Consider the following 16,614-nt stretch of genomic DNA (forward strand, 5'->3'; position numbering starts at 1 on the left):
TCGCCCGGTCCACCGGCGGCCGCCTCGACAGGAATCCAGAACATGTCGCAAGTCCCACACCCGCGCGCGCCACGCGCGCTGAGCGCCGCCGTCGCCGTTGCGGCCGCCGCGCTGCTCGCCGGCTGCGCGGTCGGGCCCGACTATCACCGTCCCGACGCGGCGATTCCCGCCGCGTACAAGGAAGCGCCACCCGGCTGGAAGGCCGCGCAGCCGGCCGACCGCGCGGACCGCGGCCCATGGTGGGCGATCTACGACGATCCGCAGCTCAACGCGCTGATCGACAAGCTCAATGCGTCGAACCAGACCGTCGCGCAATACGCGGCCGCGTACCGGCAGGCGCGCGCGCTCGTCGCCGAGGCGCGCGCGTCGTACTTCCCGACGCTCGGCCTCACCGCGAGCGAATCGCGCGCGTCGAGCGCGTTGTCCTCGGGCAGCACGGCATCGCGCAGCACGGCGCGCACGATCGGCAACACGTACAACGTCGGCCTCGACGCGTCATGGGAGCCGGACCTGTGGGGCAAGGTAAGCCGCACGGTGGGCGCGCAGAAGGCCGGCGAGGCGGCGGCGGCGGCCGATCTCGCGAACGCGCGGCTGTCCGCGCAGGCGACGCTCGCGCAGACCTACTTCCAGCTGCGCGCCGCCGACGCGACGCAAAAGCTGCTCGACGACACCGTCGCGTCGTACCAGAAATCGCTGCAACTCACGCAAAACCAGTACGCGCAGGGCGTCGCCGCGCGCTCGGACGTGATCCAGGCGCAAACGCAGCTGCAATCGGCGCAGGCTTCCGCGATCGACAACGGGATCGCGCGCGCGCAGTACGAGCACGCGATCGCGACGCTCGTCGGCGAGCCGGCGTCGACGTTCTCGCTGCCGCCGATGCCGCTCACGGCCGAGCCGCCCTCGATGCCGATCGACGTGCCGTCGGCGATCCTCGAGCGGCGGCCTGACGTCGCCGCCGCCGAGCGGCGCGCGGCCGCCGCGAACGAGCAGATCGGCGTCGCGATCGCCGCGTTCTTCCCGACGCTCACGCTGTCGGCGTCGGGCGGCTTCCAGAGCTCGGTGTGGTCGCAGCTCTTCACGCTGCCGGCGCGCTTCTGGTCGGTCGGCCCGCAGCTCGCCGCGACGCTGTTCGACGCGGGCCTGCGCGCCGCGCAGACCGAAGCCGCGCGCGCGACCTACGATCAGGACGTCGCCTCGTACCGGGCCGCGGTGCTGTCCGCGTTCCAGGACGTCGAGGACAACCTCGCGTCGCAGCGGATACTCGAGCAGGAAATCGTCGTGCAGCGGCAGGCGGTCGAGTCCGCGCAGCACGCGCTCGACATCACGCTCAATCAGTACAAGGCGGGCACGGTCGCCTACCTGAACGTGCTGACCGCGCAGACGACCGCGTTCAGCGCGCAGCAGAAGCTCTCGACGATTTCCGGGCAGCGGATGGTGTCGTCGGTCGGGCTCGTGAAGGCGCTGGGCGGAGGCTGGGACGTCGCGCAGATCGCGCGCGAGACGGGCGGCGTGCAGGCGCCCGCGCCGGTGCCGGCTTCCGCGCCGGCCGCAGCGGCGGCGCCGGCGGCTCAGACCGCTCAGGTGACTCAGGTGACTCAGGCGGCTGCAGCGCCCGCGGCGACGGCCCGGTCGACGGCAGCGGTTGCGACGGACGCCGCCGACGCGCCCGTCGTCCGGGCGACGACGACGGCTGCGCAGCAATAATCCGGATGGCGGCTGCGGGCGGGCGCATCGTCCGCTCGCCGGCATGATCGTGCCCGGTGCTCCGTGCCCCGTGTGGTGGAAGACCGGGCGGAGCAGCGGGCGGAAAACGGCTATCGGCGGCGCAACGATCGCCTCTGCGAGCCGTCGAATGTCCGCTGCAAGCTCGATGGCATGACGCCGATGAAGATGAGGATGCCGCCCGGCGATGCCGGCGGGCAGCGCCACGGTCCGGTCGTATCGATTGCCGGTGGCAAAAACGGCACGAAACCGGAATGAGCCGGTTCAGATCAGACGATCGACGGCCGTCTCTTCACGTCCGCGTTCGCCTCGCGACGAAGCCGCGAAGCTTCGAAACCGCACATGCCGGGCCGCCGCGCGAACGGCCCACGGCCCGATCTCGGCCAACGCCGCCGTTCGCGTCGCCGCCTCGCCGGTGCTCGCGGCGTCCCCAAGCGCGCCCCGGCGCAACGCCGCGCGGCCGAACACGCGGCGCGCTTTGCGTCAGCGCGCCACGTCGCCGTAGATCAACGACACCGCACCGCCGCCGATCGGATGGCCGAGCAGGTTCAGAAGCCCCGCAAGGTTGTCGCGCTGCTCCGGCGCGGCGCTCGCGGTGCCGCGAAACGACGTGCCCGTCGCGCCGAAATTCCCTTGCCCCGACAGCATCAGCGGCCCCTTCGACGTCGACAGATCGAGCGTCGAGTTCGCGCCGCGCGCCTCGAGCACCGCCCGGTACGAGCCGAGCGGCTTCACGCGCGACACGCGCGAACTCATGTCCGCGATCGTCACGGTCAACTGGCCGAACGCATCCTTGCCGAAGAGCCGCCAGTCGGTCCAGTCGATCCGCATGTCGCCCTGCAGGTCGAGCGTGTTGAACGGCGCGCCGAGGCCCGCGAGCAGCGACGCCGGCACCGCCATCGAACCCGCCGACAGCATCGCGCCGCGCAGCGTCGCGTCGAGCGTGACGCCGTCGGGCATCGCGTCGGTCTGGCGCAGCCGCATCCGCACACGCCCGGTGAAGAGCGGCCAGAACTGCGTGCGCCATTCCACGCGGCCGGGCAACAGCGTCGACGCGCTGCGGTCCGCGCCGGGCGCGAGCAGGAGTGTCGCCGAGCCGCGCCAGAGCGAGCCCTCCGGATCGACGAGATTGACGTGGCCGCCTGTCGCGCGCGCGAATTGCGGCGTGACCCACGACGCGGGCAGCAGCGCGACGAGCGTGACGAAAATCGCCGCGCCGCCGACGGCGCCCCACGGCACGAAGCGCCGGATGCGCATCGGCCAGGTCATCGGCATCCGGATTCCCCGTGGTCCGCTAAATCGAACATCGATGTCGCTCACTTGACCGACGCCGGCTGCAGCACGGCCGTCAGGTCAACTTGGCCGTCCTCCTTCAGCGCGCTCACGTGCGCTTCGACGACCTGCGCCTTGAACTGGCGGCGCACGTCGTCGAGCCACTGCGTCCACGCGGGGAACGACGCGTTCTTCAACTGGATCTGCACGCCGCCGCCGACCACCTGCGGCGGCGCGGCGGCAAGCCCGTGGTCGGACAGCGACGCGGCGAGCGCGTCCTTGAGCGCGACGCCAGTGGGCGCGACGCCCTGCGCGGCGGCCGCGAGCGAGCGCGCCTCGTTCGCCTGCGCGGTCATCTCCGCGAGCTCGTGGCGCATCGTCGGCAACTGGCGCTGGATCTGCGCCCGGCCTTCCTGCGCGGGCGACCACAGCACCGAATACGCGATCGCGATCGCGAGCACCGCGCCGCCCCAGCCGAGCAGCAGCTTCTCGCGCACGGTGCGGGCCTCCCAGAACTGGGTCAGCGCTTCGTTCAACTCCTCTTTCATGACCGGCTCCGAATGGTCCACTTGCCCGTGCTGCTGTCGATCTCGCCCGCGAGGCCGTTACGCGCGAGGCGCTGCGCGAAGTCGGGGTCGACCTTGGTCCCGGGCTTGAAGCCGACGTCGAGCCGGCGATCGTGATAGTCGAGCGACGCGATGCCGTTCGGCGGCAGCGGCCCGAGCGAGCGTGCGAGGCCGCTCGCGAGCGACAGGAAATCGTTCGGCGACAGTTCGCCCGCCGCGATCCGCAGCCGGTCGAGCTGGCGCGCCATCTGCGCGGCGGGATCGAGCACCGTCGTCGTCTTCGGGAACGCCGACAGCAGCGTCTCGGTGATCTGCGCGGACAGCGCGTCACGTTCGCGCGCGAGCTTCCACCAGTGCGCATTCGCGCCGATCACCGCGACGACGAGCGTCGCCGCCGCGAGCGCGAGCGGCACGCGCACGCGCATGAACGTCGCGCGGTCGAAACGCCATGGCGCGAATTCGAATTCGAACTGGCAAAGGTCGAAGCGGGCGTCGAGCGCGCGGCGCACGAGCGCGTCGAACGGCCAGATCGCGGCGCCCGGCAGCAGGCGCTTGTCGTCGAGCGGCCGCACCGATGCGAGCTGCGGCTCGGCGCCCGGCTCGCCGAGCTCGTAGAGCTCGAGCGGCGTGCCGTTCGCGAGCGCCTCGAGCGTCAGCGCCGCGGTCGACACCGGCGCGGCGAAGCCCTCGCCGAGCGCGCCGCGTGCGAGCGCGAGCTCGACGCGCGGCGCGGCGGCCGTCTCCGGCAGCAACACCGCCGATTCCTCGGCGAGCGACGGCGCACTCGCCGTCACGGCAAGGCCGAGCGCAACCGCGACGATCGGCTCGGCGGGCTTCGCGGCGTCCGCCGGCGCGCCGGCGGACGCTTGATGCCCCGCCTCGCGCCCCGCTTGCAGCTCGTGCGCGACCTCGGCTTCGGCGTCGACCTCGGCCGCTTCGTGCCGCGTCGGCAGCGGCAGGCAGCGCGTGACGGGCACCGCGCGCAGATGGCGGTGCCCCGCCGCGGTGAACGCTTCGGCGATGAACTTGAACCACGCGCGATCGATCACCGCGAGCACACGGCGCCCGCCGTCGAGCGCCGCCGGGTCGACCGCGATGTGGCAGCCCTGCGGGTCCTGGATCAGCTGATCCTCGATGATATTCGGCAGCGCCTGCTTGAGCCTCGGCCCCTTCAGGGGCGGCACCGCCTGCTCGAGCATCAGCAGGTCGCGCGCGGCGACGACGAGCACCGTCGTCGCCGCCTGCGGCAGCAGCGCGAGCGTCGCGCGGCCCGCACGCTGCGTGTGGCCGCTCTTGTCGACGAGCGCGAACGGCAGCTCGGGCCATTGCCATTCCTGCAACGGCACGGCCGGCTCGCGCGGCGGCAATAGGACAATCAACGTGCTCAAGAGCTCCTCTCCCGAATGGCGTTGTTATAGCTGATCGCGAATGCGTACGATCCGCGTCGAGTGCGTGGTCGGATCACGATACACGAGCGACGTGCGATCGACGACTGCCCGGTCGTGCTCGATCCGGCCATGCACGATGAAATAGCTGGACGTGACGTCGATCTGGCTCGAATCGAGGCTCACGTTCGGCGCGCCGGAGCCGCGCAACGCGAGCGTCACGTCGCCGACGTTGCGGAAAAACACGGTCTCGCGGCGCGACACGAGCGCCTGCGCGGACGACACGGACATCCCCGGCACGAGCGCCGCGATCACTTCGGCGGGCGCGGTGTTCAGGTTAACGGGCGTGACCGTCGGCAGCACGGTGACGAACGGGCGCAACCGCTCGACCATTTCCGGCGTGAAGCCTTCGACGTCGAGCAGCGAATCGACGCTCGTCATCATGAGCGGCGCGGGCCCGCGGCCTTCGCCGCCCGCGATGCCCGGCTCGTCGGTGAAGTTGCCGCCGCCTTCGGTGCCGCCGTCCGGCAGCGGCACGGGCACGCCGCTCGCGGCGCCCGGCAGCTGGGCCACCTGGAAGCGCGTCGCCGATTGCTTGAGCCCCGCGCGCACGTGCCGCGCGACGATCTTCGCGAGCTGCTGGTCGAGCCCGAGCGTCGCGAGCAGGCGCTGGAACGTCTGCACCTGCGCCGCGTTCAATTGCAGCGCGCCGGGCGCGGGCGACGACACGAGATTGCGCAGGTTGAACTTCGCCTGCGCGTCCTCGATCGAGCCCGACAGATAGGTGTCCGAGCCGTCGGCCGCGTCGGTCACGCCCACCCGGCCGAGGAATTCCGACAGCTTCGTTTTCGCGATCGGCACCGCCCAGATCCCGCCGAGATAGGTGATGCCGGGCGCCGTATCGCCTTCGGAGCGCAGCACCATCCGCGTCCAGTCGAGCGCGCCGCGCGCGACCCACTGCGCCTGCGCGAGCAGCCGCTGGTTCTCGATCCGGCGCACCTGCACCTGCTGGCGCCACAACATCCCGGATACGAGGATCGCCGACAGCGCGACGACGAGGAGCGCGTTGATGATCGCGACGCCGCGCTCGCGGTTCGGGCCCGTGCGCAGCGAACGCCGGGGCCCGCACATGCGCGCGCCGGCGCCGCCGTGCGGCACGCTCGGCCAACGCGCCGATGCCGGATGCGCCGGGCTTGACGCGCTCGATGCGCGCGAATCGGGCCGCGCGCGCGAGCGGCGAAGCGAAGCGAGACGAACGAGGAGGGCGGATGCGCGCATGTCACTCCCCGACCAGGAAGATGCGCGTGACCGGCACGCGCAGCGAAGTCGCGCCGATGCTGATCTCGAGCCCCGTCACCGCGCGCGGCGGCGGCGCGTTGCCGAGCATCGGCACCTTGAGCACGTTGTTGTTCTGCTCGAGCGCGTTGTCGGCGTCGGGCATGCTGGTCGTCCAGCCGACCTTCGGCACGTAGACGCGCGCGTTGATCATGCCGACGCCGCGCATCAGCGGCACCGCGCTCCAGCCTTCGGTATCGCCGCCGCGAATCGCGTCGCGCAGCGCATTGACGTCGCCGATCGGCGGCGACGCGTAGCGCACGACGCGGCCGTTCGAGATCCGGTAGCGCACGACCTGCAGGCGCGGTGCCGCTCCCGGCGCATCGAATTCGCGCACGATCTGCAGCGTGTCGCCCGCGACGCGCACCGCGGGCTCGCCCGCTTCGTCGTCGGTCGCGGCGCGCCGCGCGTCGATGCGCATCTGGTCGAACATCTGCGCGAACACGCGCTCGTCCTCCACCGCGGCCGCCACCTTCTCGCGGCCGCGGATGATCTGGTCGAGCCCGCGCCACGACAGGATCGCGATCACCGCGAGGATCGTGATCGCGATCATCATCTCGATCAGCGTGAAACCGCGCGCGCCGCGTCGGGACACGCTGCCCGCCTGCCGGGCATGCTTCGGCCGGCGCGCGCGGCGTTCAGAGCGAGCGGCTGGTTTCATTCGCGACCACCGTAACCATCTGGGCGAGCACGCCGGCGCGGCCGTTCATCGACACCGAGATCGCAACGCGCCGGAACACGGGGTTCGGCGTCGAGCTCACGCGCTGCGTGCAGGTGAGCGCGACGTTGCCCTGCGAGCAGTCGAACGTCTGCGTGCCGATCTCGGGCCACGCGTGCGCGAGGCGCAGTTGCGCGAGCGCGTTGTCCGCGCTCCAGCCGGCGAGCAGCCGCGCGTGGAGATCGGATGCGCCCGTCGCCATCGAGCCGACCGCGCGGATCGACGCCGCGAGCGCGACCGCGATGATCGCGAGCGCGACGAGCACCTCGATCATCGTGAAGCCGCGCGAGCACGAGCGGAAACGCCGGCGGGGAAGGGCATGGGCGTGCATCGTCAACGCACCTCGTAGCGGCCGTTGCCGGTGCCGACGATCGTCGCGCTGCCGACCGCCGAATAAAGCGTGACGCGCACCGGCACGTCGATGCTTTCGGTGCCGAACACGACGGCGTCGATATGCGTGTCCGAGCCGGGATAGTCGATTGCGGCGCCCGTCACGCCGCCGTCCCAGTCGCGCGCGCGCAGCACGTCGTCGCGCAGCGGACGCCAGCCGTCGCCCGTACGGACGTCGAAGCGAAAGCCGTGATCGGTCGCGCGCCACGCGATCGGACGCGCGCGCACCTGCGCCTCGTCGCCCGCCGTCTCGAACAATAGCGCGACGCGCTGCGCTTCCTCGCGCAGGTCGGTGCGCGGATTGCGCCTGAGCGTCAGCGACGCGACCGACACCAGAATGCCCGCGATCACGAGCACCACGAGCATTTCGAGCAGCGTGAAGCCGCGCGCGCGGCGCGCGAAGGAAGCCTCGTCGGGGCGGCCGAAGCGCGTTCCCTCGGCGCGACCGCGGGAAAGCGCCGCGGGCCGCCCGCAAGCGGCTCCCGCCGAACGACCGAGGCCATCCTCTACGGACGGCCCGAATGCGGCCCCTGCTGCGCAACGGCGGGAAGCCCCCGCGCGACGCCGCGTGCCGAAAGCGAAAGACGAACCGAGTCGTGCGTACATCGAAAAAGTGCGCGCGTCGCGCGTAAGCGTGGCGTTAGCGGCTTATTGCCACGAGCCGATGTCGGAATCGTTGCCTTCGCCGCCTTCCTTGCCGTCGGCGCCGTAGCTGAACACGTCGATTTCGCCGTGCACGCCGGGGTTCAGATACTTGTACGGGTTGCCCCACGGGTCGTTCGGCATGCGCTCGAGATAGCCGCCGTCCTTCCAGTTGTTCGGAATCGGATCGGTGGACGGCTTCTGGATCAGCGCGTTCAGGCCCTGATCCTGGGTCGGATAGCGGCCGTTGTCGAGGCGGTACAGCTTCAGCGCCTGCATGATCGTGCCGATGTCCTGCTTCGCCGCGATCCGGCGCGCTTCATCGGGACGGCTCATGATCTTCGGCACGATGAGCGCCGCGAGAATGCCGAGAATCGCCACCACGACCATGATCTCGATCAGCGTGAAGCCGCGTTGGCGGCGTGCTGCCTGAGAGCGGCGAGTGATCCACGTTTGCATGAGTGACTACCTCTTCTTCAAAAAAATGAGCGGTGAGTGAGTGACGCGCGCGGCAGCAAGCCGCGCGGCGTGCGCTGCGTGAAGCCGCATTGTAAGGCGCGACTTGCTCCGGGCTTCCACTCAACGCAAATTTCATATTCCTCCGTACAATAACGCGCATGAACGCGCTATCGATCCGGCTCCTATCCCTCGCCCTCTTCGCGGTGCTCTGCGCGACGGCCACCTATTGGGTCGTCACGCTGTCCGCGCATCAGGCTCCGCTACCCGCCGCCGCCGCACGCACGCCGGTGCGCACGGAAGACGCCGCAGCGCTCTTCGGCGGGCAGCTAACCCGCAATCCGGTGCAGGACATCCACCTGTTCGGCATCCTTGCGCTGCAGCGCGGCGCGGCGGCCATCGTCGGCATCGGCGGCGACGCGCCGCACGCGGTGTCGCTCGGCAGCGAGATCGCGCAAGGCGCGAAGCTCGCCGAAGTGCGCGACCGCTCGATCGTCGTCGAGCGCAACGGCGCGCGCTCCGAGATCTTCCTGCCCGCCAACACGCCGTCTCCCGCGATCTACGTCCGCTGAAAGCGCGGCGCCGCCGGGCGCGCCGCTTCGTTTCCGCCGGCTCGCCGCCACGGCGGGCCGCGCCCGTCGTCCGTCACTGCACCATGTTGTTGAGCTCGATGATGGGCAGCATCACCGCGAGCACGATCACGAGCACGATGCCGCCCATCGCGAGAATCAGCAGCGGCTCCAGCAGGCTCGTCAGGAACATCGTGCGCCGCTCGAGCTCGCGCGATTCGCCTTCGGCCGCGCGGTCGAGCATCGTCGTCACGTCGCCGGTGGCCTCGCCCGAACGAATCAGGTGCACGAGCACGGGCGGAAACGTCTTCACGTTGTTGAGCGCGCGCGACAGCGCGGAGCCCTCGCGCACGCGCACGATCGCGTCCTCGATGTTGCCGCGCATCGCGCGGTTCGACAGCGTCTCGCCCGCCGCCTGCAGCGCGCGCAGGATCGGCACGCCCGCCGCGGTCAGGATGCCGAGCGTGCTCGCGAAGCGCACGGTGTTGTAGCCGCGCACGAGCTTGCCGGCGAGCGGGGCGGTCAGCAGCCAGCGGTCGAACGCGAGGCGCGGGCCGTCGCGCGACAGCGTCGCCTTCACCAGATAGACGACGGCCGCGATCCCGATCAGGATCGCCCACCACCAGTGCCGGACGAAATCGGACAGCGCCATCATCACGATCGTCAACAGCGGCAGTTGTTGTTTCGTGCTCGCGAACACGTTGACGACCTGCGGCACCACATAACTCAGCAGGAACGTGACGATGCCGAACGCGATCACCGTGACGATCGCCGGATACGTGAACGCGAGCAGGATCTTCTGCTTGAGCGCGTTGCGCTCTTCGATGTAATCGGCGAGCCGCGACAGCACGATCCCGAGCTTGCCGGTGTGCTCGCCCGCCGCGACGAGCGCGCGGTAGATCTCGGGAAAGTCGCGCGGATGCTGCGCGAGCGCGTTCGCGAGCGAATGGCCGCCGAGCACCTCGGCGCGAATCGCCGCCATCAGCTCGCGGATGTAGTCGCGCTCCGCCTGCTCGGTCAGCACGGCGAGCGCTTCGTCGAGCGGCAGCCCGGCGATGAGCAGGCTCGCGAGCTGGCGCGTGAGGATCGCCTGCTCGCGCTGCGACAGCTTGCGGCCGAGCGCGAGGCGCTGGCTGCGCGCGCCGCGCGTCGCGCTCGCGGCCGGCTCGACGACGAGCGGCGTGAGCCCCTGCGTGCGGAGCTGGCCGCGCGCGTTGCGCGCGCTGTCGGCTTCGATGACGCCTTTCTGCGCGCGCCCCGACGTGTCGATTGCTTCGAAGCGGAAGGCCGGCATGACGCTATGCGCCTCCCGTCACGCGCAGCACTTCCTCGAGCGACGTCGCGCCCGCCGCGAGCCAGCGCTCGGCGTCGTCGCGCAACGTGCGCATTCCGTTCGCGCGGCCGGTCGCGAGAATCTCGGCGTCCGCGGCGTTGCGATGGATCAGCGAGCGGATCGCGTCGTCGACGACGAGCAGCTCGTAGACGCCGCGACGCCCCGTGTAGCCCGAATGCCCGCACTTGTCGCAGCCGACCGGATGCCAGATCGTGCGGCCGTCCTCGTGCCGCTCCTCCTTGCACACCGGGCAGAGCTGGCGCACGAGCCGCTGCGCGAGCACGCCGAGCAGCGACGACGCGAGCAGGTACGGCTCGACGCCCATGTCGGTGAGACGCGTGACGGCCGACGCCGCGTCGTTCGTGTGCAGCGTCGCGAGCACCAGGTGGCCCGTCAGCGACGCCTGCACGGCGATCTGCGCGGTTTCGAGGTCGCGGATTTCGCCGATCATGATGATGTCCGGGTCCTGACGCAGGATCGAGCGCAGCGCGCGCGCGAACGTCATCCCGATGCGCTCGTTCACCTGCGTCTGGCCGATGCCGGCGAGATCGTATTCGATCGGATCTTCGACCGTCATGATGTTGGTCGTCGCGGTCTCGAGGCGCGACATCGACGCGTACAGCGTCGTCGTCTTGCCCGAGCCAGTCGGGCCCGTGACGAGCACGATGCCGTGCGGGCGCGAGATCAGCTTGTCGAACTGGCCGAGCGTGTCGCGGCCCATCCCGAGCGCTTCGAGATTCAGGCGCTGCGCGTCCTTTTCGAGCAGACGCAGCACCGCGCGCTCGCCGTGCCCGGTCGGCAGCGTCGACACCCGCACGTCGACGGGCCGGCCGCCGACGCGCAGCGTGATGCGGCCGTCCTGCGGCAGGCGCTTCTCGGCGATGTCGAGCTGCGCCATGATCTTGATCCGCGAAATGAGCGCGCCGTGCAGCGCCTTCTTCGGGCGCACGACGTCGCGCAGCGTGCCGTCGACGCGAAAGCGCACGACCGACGCGTTCTCGAACGGCTCGATGTGGATATCCGACGCCTGCTCGCGCGCCGCTTGCGTGAGGAGCGCGTTGATCATCCGGATGATCGGCGCGTCGTCTTCGGACTCGAGCAGATCCTCCACCTCGGGGATGTCCTGCATCAGCCGCGACAGGTCGACTTCGCCCTCGACCTCGCCGACGATCTGCGCGGCGCTGCCGTCCTGGCGCGCGTACGCCTGGTTGATCGCCTGCGCGAGCTCGTCGGCCGGCACGCGCCGCAAGGAGATCGCGCCGAAGTTGCGCGCCACCTCGGCGAGCGCGGCCGGGCTCGTGCGCTCGCTGATCCACACTTCGAGCGTGTCCGCGTGCTGGTGCGCGATCAGGATCTGGCCGGCCTTCGCGAAGCCGTACGGCAAGAGCCGCGCGGCGAGCGGCGACGGCGCGTTGCCCGTCGGCTGGTCCTGGATACCTTGCGCGAGCGCCTGCGTCACGGACGGGCTCCCGGCGACGCGGCGCCCATGTCGCTCGCCGCCGCCGGCGCGCTGGCGGGCGCGGGCGGGGCGGCTTGCTGACGCCGCATCTTGTCGATGTCGAACAGGTTCATCGAGGGCGAGCCGCCTTGGCTCGGGCCGAGCGGCATCGGCGGAACGATCGGGTCGTCCTTGTCGCGCATGATGTTGTTGTCCGACTTGTACGCCCCCGTCACGCCCTGGATGTAGTCGTAGCGATTGGACGTCACCGCCTGCGCAGTCTCGCGGTCGGAAATGATCACGGGGCGCAGGAACACCATCAGGTTCGTTTTCTGGCGCTGCTTCGTCTCGGAACGGAACAGTTGGCCAATCCACGGGATGTCGCCCAGCAGCGGCACCTTCTGGTTCGACACCTGGTAGTTATCCTGCATCAAGCCGCCCAGCACGATGATCTCGCCGTTGTCGGCAAGCACCGTCGACTGAAGCGAGCGCTTGTTGAACGTCGGGCCGGCCGGGTTCGTCGTCGTGTTCGTCGTGCCGCTGACGACCGACGAATCCTCGGTATAGAGCTGCAGCTTGAGAATCCCGCCATCGGTGATCTGCGGCTTCACATGCAGCGTGAGGCCGACGTCGCGACGGTCATACGTGTTGAACGCGGAGTTCGACGTCCCGCTCGTCAAATTCGAGTACGAGCCCGTCGCGATCGGCACGTTCTGGCCCACAACGATCTTCGCTTCCTCGTTGTCGAGCGTGACCAGGTTAGGTGTCGACAGCACGTTCGCATCGCTCACGCCCGCGAAGTACTGTAGCAGCCCGCCGAGCCCCTTGACGCCGAACATGTCGTGCAGCCAGCCGATGTTGAGTCCCGGCGTGAGCGCATTCAGCACGTTAAGCGGGTTCGTCGCGTTGGCCGTCAGATTGGTGATGCTGTTGGCGGCCACACTGCCCGCCGTGCTCGCCAGATTGGTGCCCGCATAGAGGGCATTGTTCGCGACCTGCCACTGAATCCCGAGGTTGCCGGCCGTATTCGAGTTCAGTTCGACGATCAGCGCCTCGATGTAGACCTGAGCGCGGCGCGCATCGAGTTGATCGATGACCGCCCGCAGATTCCGGTACACCGGGTCCGACGCGGTGATGATGAGCGAGTTCGTCGCCGCGTCGGCCTGGATCATGCCGCCCGGCTGGTTCTCGTCGCTCTTGTCCTTGTCGCCGCCGAGGAGGCCGCCCGTGCCTAGACCGCCGCCGCCCATCGTGCCGCCGGTGCCGCCCGACGAGCCCGACGACGACAATCCCGACGGCAGCGGCGGCGTGCCCGAGGTGCCCGTCGAGAAGCTCGAGCCGCTCTGCGAGCCGCCCTGATTGAACGCATTCGCATCGTTCGAGCTCGCCGACGAGCCGCTTTCGCCGCCGCCCTTGCCGAGCATTCCGCGCAGCGTCTTCGCGAGCTTCACCGCATCGGCGTTGCGCAGCGGCACGACATGCATGTTGCCCGGCACGCCGCTCGGCGCGTCGAGCTGCTGCGCGATTTTCTTCGCCGCGGCGAGGCGCTGCGCGTTCGACGCGCGCAAAAGCAGCGCGTTGGTCCGCGGATCGGCCTGCACGGTGACCTTGAGCGTCGCGTCGGTGTTGCCGATCGCGCCCGGATCGAGCAGCTTCGTCAGCTGCGCGGCGATGTCGATCGCGTTCGCGTTCCTGAGCGGCACGACGGCGACCTGCGAGCCCGCCGCGCTGTCGACGCCCGCGATGATCCGCGCGATCCGGCGCACGTTGTCCGCGTAATCGGTGACGACGATCGTGTTGTTGGCCGGATACGCGGTGATCGTGTTGTTCGGCGAGATCAGCGGGCGCAGCACCGGAAGCAGGTTGTTGGCCGATTCATTATGCAGCTCGAACACCTGCGTGACGACCTGGTCGCCGCGCGCCTGCGGCGTGTTGCCGATGTACGTCGGCACGCCCTGCAGTTTCGCGTCGGCTTCCGGCACGACTTTCAGGACGCCGTGATCCTGGACGAGCGCGAAACCTTGCATCCGAAGCGCGGACTGCAGCGTCTTCAGCGCCTGATCTTCCGGCACGGAGCGTTCGGCGACCAGGTTCAGCTGCCCCTTGACGCGCGGGTCGACGATGATCGTCTTGCCCGTCGCGGCGCCGATCGCCTTCGCGACCTGGTCGATGTCCGCATTGACGAAATTGAGCGTGACCTGAGCGTGAGCGGCCTGCGCGACGACAATTCCGGCGACGACGAGCGCCGTTGCGACGCGCCGCAAAGCAAAGCGAGTTCTTGTCATGGAGTAATGGATCGATGCCGGCGGCGGCCGTGTCCGATGGTATTGCTGAAATTCAATGGCGAAAGCTTGGACATTAACAGCTTTTCATGTCCGAAATATCACATAGAGCCCAGGACCGACTCATTTCCAACACGGATTTCAGTTCGACGTCTGCGACATGTAAGCCTTCCCTCACTGGTTCGATTGGAAGCGAAAACGGATTTAATCAATGCCCTGCCGAGCAGCCGGCCCGGCCGAACGGCATGCAAGAACATACATAGCGGTGGCAGCGTGGCTGTCGGTATGATACGGTCGGCGCAAGCGCCTCCGACGGAAAAGCGCGTGCGGGTTTTCCCCAGCCCAATCTTCACTCCCATGCAACTTCCCGGATCGGCGAGCAAAGAGATGAAACAATCATCGACTGCAAGCCACTTGTCCGTTCGTTGCAACACTATCGCACATGGCGTCGGCGCGTGACCAGTAAGAGCCGACACTATTTTCGTACGTGACGCGCATAAGGTTGCGTCACGTGCGACGCCCGGACGTTGTCATTGCGTGTGCCACTAACCGTACATGGCGGGTCCGGCACGACCGAGTAAGACCACAAACTACGCCGCCTGCAAAAAATCTCGCTTGAGCCGCGACACGCCGAAGCAGAAGACGCGTTACGACATCCGCCCGCTCCATTTTGTTACAGCTCGCCAGGCTACGGTATCGTTGGTCCTTTTACCGCAAAACGCAGGGCCATTATGCCCAGAGGGTTGCGGCTCCAGCGCCACTCGAATCCCTCTTTTGAATCCGTCTACCGTTGATTTACCTACTTGAGATATACGCCATATCGCAAGCGATGCGGCACATACCTCCGCAGATTCGCCTTTACTCTCGGACGATCGTTGCCTTGGCCACGCCTGCGCACTCGAAATCCGATGTCCCGTCTACTTCGGGCTGAATAACGAGGATATTCGTTTCCATGCCATTTGGCCGCACCCATCTCGGAAATTGGAATTTGACACCATATATCATCCGCATCTTGCTTCCCGGTTATTAGTGAATACATCGATATTTCCACCCACCCTATCTGCCACGATAACCCTAGAAATCTCAGAGACAGTCTTCGCAGAGCTTTCGTTCAAAATATCCTTGCTTCGCCCCATGAATTCAACCCTTCTCCATTTAATTAAAATTCCGCCTTCAGCATAAACAAACATGATCGCGCTTTTCCTCCGCCATCTATCCATGCCACTTCGGTTTCATCACCGCATTTCACTCGTGAACAATTGAGGCGGCAGCCTTGACTGGCGCTGTAAAAAGCCGACTTTCTTGGGCGTTCGAGATCGAAGCGCCATTATTACTTGACCTCAATTTATCGGCATAATTTCGATCAAAATAGAGAGACAATTAGAATTCTCCAACTTAAAAATCTCAGCCTCCTTCAGCCTCGATCATCTTTTCAAAGATAGACTTTTTGCGAATTCCCTACCAATTTCAGCAAGCCACTAAACTCAAGAAGGCTTGGCTTGGCAAGCACGCGTCAATTAATATCCGATAGCTTTCTTCAAGCCACTAATAATGTGAGATTAATATCCCATTTTCACATCAAGCGAGATTTAAGAGCATGTACCGGAAAGGCGACGGAAGTTTTTCAAGTCGACTCGCAGCCGGAAAGGCGAAGAAGAGGGCGGTTATCCGAACGATCGACATGGCACTGCAACGATCCGTGGGTATGCTAGGATTGCCCTGTCAGAAACGTGTGGGTAGGTTTGCGGCAAAATCAGCAAGCTCAACTAAGCTATTTCTTCTCCTTCAATGATCAATCGGTTCGTTCTTGTCGCGATGTTTGCCGCCGGCGCATGGTTCGCCAGCGCACCCGCACGCGCCGACTGTTACGACGAAGCCGCGAAGTATCAGAAGGTGAATCCGCTGATCCTGCGCGCGATCGCGTGGCAGGAATCGCATAACCGCCCGGACGCGCTCAACAAGAACACGAACGGCTCGATCGATTACGGCCTCATGCAGATCAACTCGATCCATCTGCCGACGCTGTCCCGCTACGGAATCACGAAGGGCACGCTGATGGAGCCTTGCAAGAACGTCTATATCGCCGCATGGCATCTGCGCCGCAAGATGGACAAGTACGGCAACACCTGGCAAGCGGTGGGCGCCTACCATTCGGAATCGCCTTCGCTGCGCGACAAGTACGCGAGGCAAATCGCCGACATTCTGGTTCGATGGAAGCTGATGCCCGCGCCTAGCGCGCGGGATACGCAGAACGCGCAGCGCTGAGCACGCGGCCGAACGAACGGCCCGGCAATCCGCAGCCAAGCCGCGCCCGAGCAAGCCCAACGCCGCGCCAGCCGCCTCGCGATCGCATCGCATGCAAGAATTTCCGCCCGTTTCGCTCGCGCTTCACGCATCATGAAATCGCCGCCGCCTTGCCGCCGCGCGCGGCCGGCTATCTATATTTGATGCACAATGCGGCTTTCCCGCCGCCCGTCGGCGCCGGTCGCCCGCCGGTGCCGCCCCG

The 16,614-nt window shown here is 67.7% G+C and carries 16 protein-coding genes; 4 read left to right on the forward strand and 12 right to left on the reverse strand.

Features of this window, described 5'->3' with window-relative positions:
- The first annotated feature begins 42 nt into the window (after positions 1-42).
- The gene (locus WS91_RS21990; RefSeq protein ID WP_059671022.1) at positions 43-1,704 is read left to right on the forward strand and encodes an efflux transporter outer membrane subunit; all 1,662 of its coding nucleotides are present in this window, start codon (positions 43-45) and stop codon (positions 1,702-1,704) included.
- A 72-nt stretch (positions 1,705-1,776) separates the two neighbouring features.
- Entirely contained in the window at positions 1,777-1,980 is a 204-nt protein-coding gene (locus tag WS91_RS21995) for a hypothetical protein (protein WP_156432434.1), read from the forward strand.
- Positions 1,981-2,205: 225 nt separating this feature from the next.
- On the opposite strand, the gene WS91_RS22005 is transcribed toward WS91_RS21995, so the two are convergent.
- From WS91_RS22005 to gspG, 8 genes are all read right to left on the reverse strand, one after another.
- The gene (locus WS91_RS22005; protein ID WP_059671024.1) at positions 2,206-2,997 is read right to left on the reverse strand and encodes a type II secretion system protein N; all 792 of its coding nucleotides are present in this window, start codon (positions 2,995-2,997) and stop codon (positions 2,206-2,208) included.
- A gap of 41 nt (positions 2,998-3,038) precedes the next feature.
- Positions 3,039-3,542, reverse strand: a complete 504-nt coding sequence (gspM, locus tag WS91_RS22010; RefSeq protein ID WP_038750234.1) for a type II secretion system protein GspM — start codon at positions 3,540-3,542, stop codon at positions 3,039-3,041.
- Positions 3,539-4,948, reverse strand: coding sequence for a type II secretion system protein GspL (gene gspL, locus WS91_RS22015; RefSeq protein ID WP_038750059.1), 1,410 nt, complete (start codon positions 4,946-4,948; stop codon positions 3,539-3,541). Before gspL ends, gspM begins: the two co-directional genes overlap by 4 nt.
- 24 nt (positions 4,949-4,972) lie before the next feature.
- Positions 4,973-6,076 carry a type II secretion system minor pseudopilin GspK gene (gene gspK, locus WS91_RS22020; protein WP_081989754.1) on the reverse strand — a complete coding sequence of 368 codons (1,104 nt, stop codon included), beginning with the start codon at positions 6,074-6,076 and terminating at the stop codon, positions 4,973-4,975.
- 148 nt (positions 6,077-6,224) lie between these two features.
- Positions 6,225-6,941 (reverse strand): PulJ/GspJ family protein, encoded by a 717-nt coding sequence (locus WS91_RS22025; RefSeq protein WP_059671026.1) that lies wholly within the window; start codon positions 6,939-6,941, stop codon positions 6,225-6,227.
- Positions 6,919-7,335 carry a type II secretion system minor pseudopilin GspI gene (gspI, locus tag WS91_RS22030; RefSeq protein ID WP_442854978.1) on the reverse strand — a complete coding sequence of 139 codons (417 nt, stop codon included), beginning with the start codon at positions 7,333-7,335 and terminating at the stop codon, positions 6,919-6,921. Before gspI ends, WS91_RS22025 begins: the two co-directional genes overlap by 23 nt.
- On the reverse strand, positions 7,332-7,994 hold the full coding sequence (locus WS91_RS34065) for a GspH/FimT family pseudopilin (RefSeq protein WP_081989727.1): 663 nt from the start codon (positions 7,992-7,994) through the stop codon (positions 7,332-7,334). The genes gspI and WS91_RS34065 overlap by 4 nt, the downstream gene beginning before the upstream one ends.
- 42 nt (positions 7,995-8,036) lie before the next feature.
- The gene (gene gspG, locus WS91_RS22040) at positions 8,037-8,489 is read right to left on the reverse strand and encodes a type II secretion system major pseudopilin GspG (RefSeq protein ID WP_038750069.1); all 453 of its coding nucleotides are present in this window, start codon (positions 8,487-8,489) and stop codon (positions 8,037-8,039) included.
- Between the two features lie 158 nt (positions 8,490-8,647).
- Here gspG and WS91_RS22045 point away from each other — a divergent pair, with 158 nt between their 5' ends.
- Complete coding sequence (locus tag WS91_RS22045) at positions 8,648-9,058, forward strand: general secretion pathway protein GspC (protein ID WP_038750072.1); 411 nt, start codon at positions 8,648-8,650, stop codon at positions 9,056-9,058.
- A gap of 73 nt (positions 9,059-9,131) precedes the next feature.
- Here the strand turns inward: WS91_RS22045 and gspF are convergent, their stop codons facing one another.
- From gspF to WS91_RS36165, 4 genes are all read right to left on the reverse strand, one after another.
- Complete coding sequence (gene gspF, locus WS91_RS22050; RefSeq protein WP_038750074.1) at positions 9,132-10,349, reverse strand: type II secretion system inner membrane protein GspF; 1,218 nt, start codon at positions 10,347-10,349, stop codon at positions 9,132-9,134.
- A 4-nt stretch (positions 10,350-10,353) separates the two neighbouring features.
- Positions 10,354-11,847, reverse strand: coding sequence for a type II secretion system ATPase GspE (gspE, locus tag WS91_RS22055; protein ID WP_052145111.1), 1,494 nt, complete (start codon positions 11,845-11,847; stop codon positions 10,354-10,356).
- Positions 11,844-14,111 (reverse strand): type II secretion system secretin GspD, encoded by a 2,268-nt coding sequence (gene gspD, locus WS91_RS22060; protein ID WP_038750077.1) that lies wholly within the window; start codon positions 14,109-14,111, stop codon positions 11,844-11,846. Before gspD ends, gspE begins: the two co-directional genes overlap by 4 nt.
- A gap of 998 nt (positions 14,112-15,109) precedes the next feature.
- Positions 15,110-15,298, reverse strand: a complete 189-nt coding sequence (locus WS91_RS36165) for a hypothetical protein (protein ID WP_156432435.1) — start codon at positions 15,296-15,298, stop codon at positions 15,110-15,112.
- A 598-nt stretch (positions 15,299-15,896) separates the two neighbouring features.
- Between WS91_RS36165 and WS91_RS22065 the strand changes: the two genes are divergently transcribed.
- Positions 15,897-16,373 (forward strand): lytic transglycosylase domain-containing protein, encoded by a 477-nt coding sequence (locus WS91_RS22065; RefSeq protein WP_038750079.1) that lies wholly within the window; start codon positions 15,897-15,899, stop codon positions 16,371-16,373.
- The last annotated feature ends 241 nt before the right edge of the window (positions 16,374-16,614 follow it).

Source organism: Burkholderia sp. MSMB1498 (assembly GCF_001526245.1).
Lineage (GTDB): Bacteria > Pseudomonadota > Gammaproteobacteria > Burkholderiales > Burkholderiaceae > Burkholderia > Burkholderia savannae.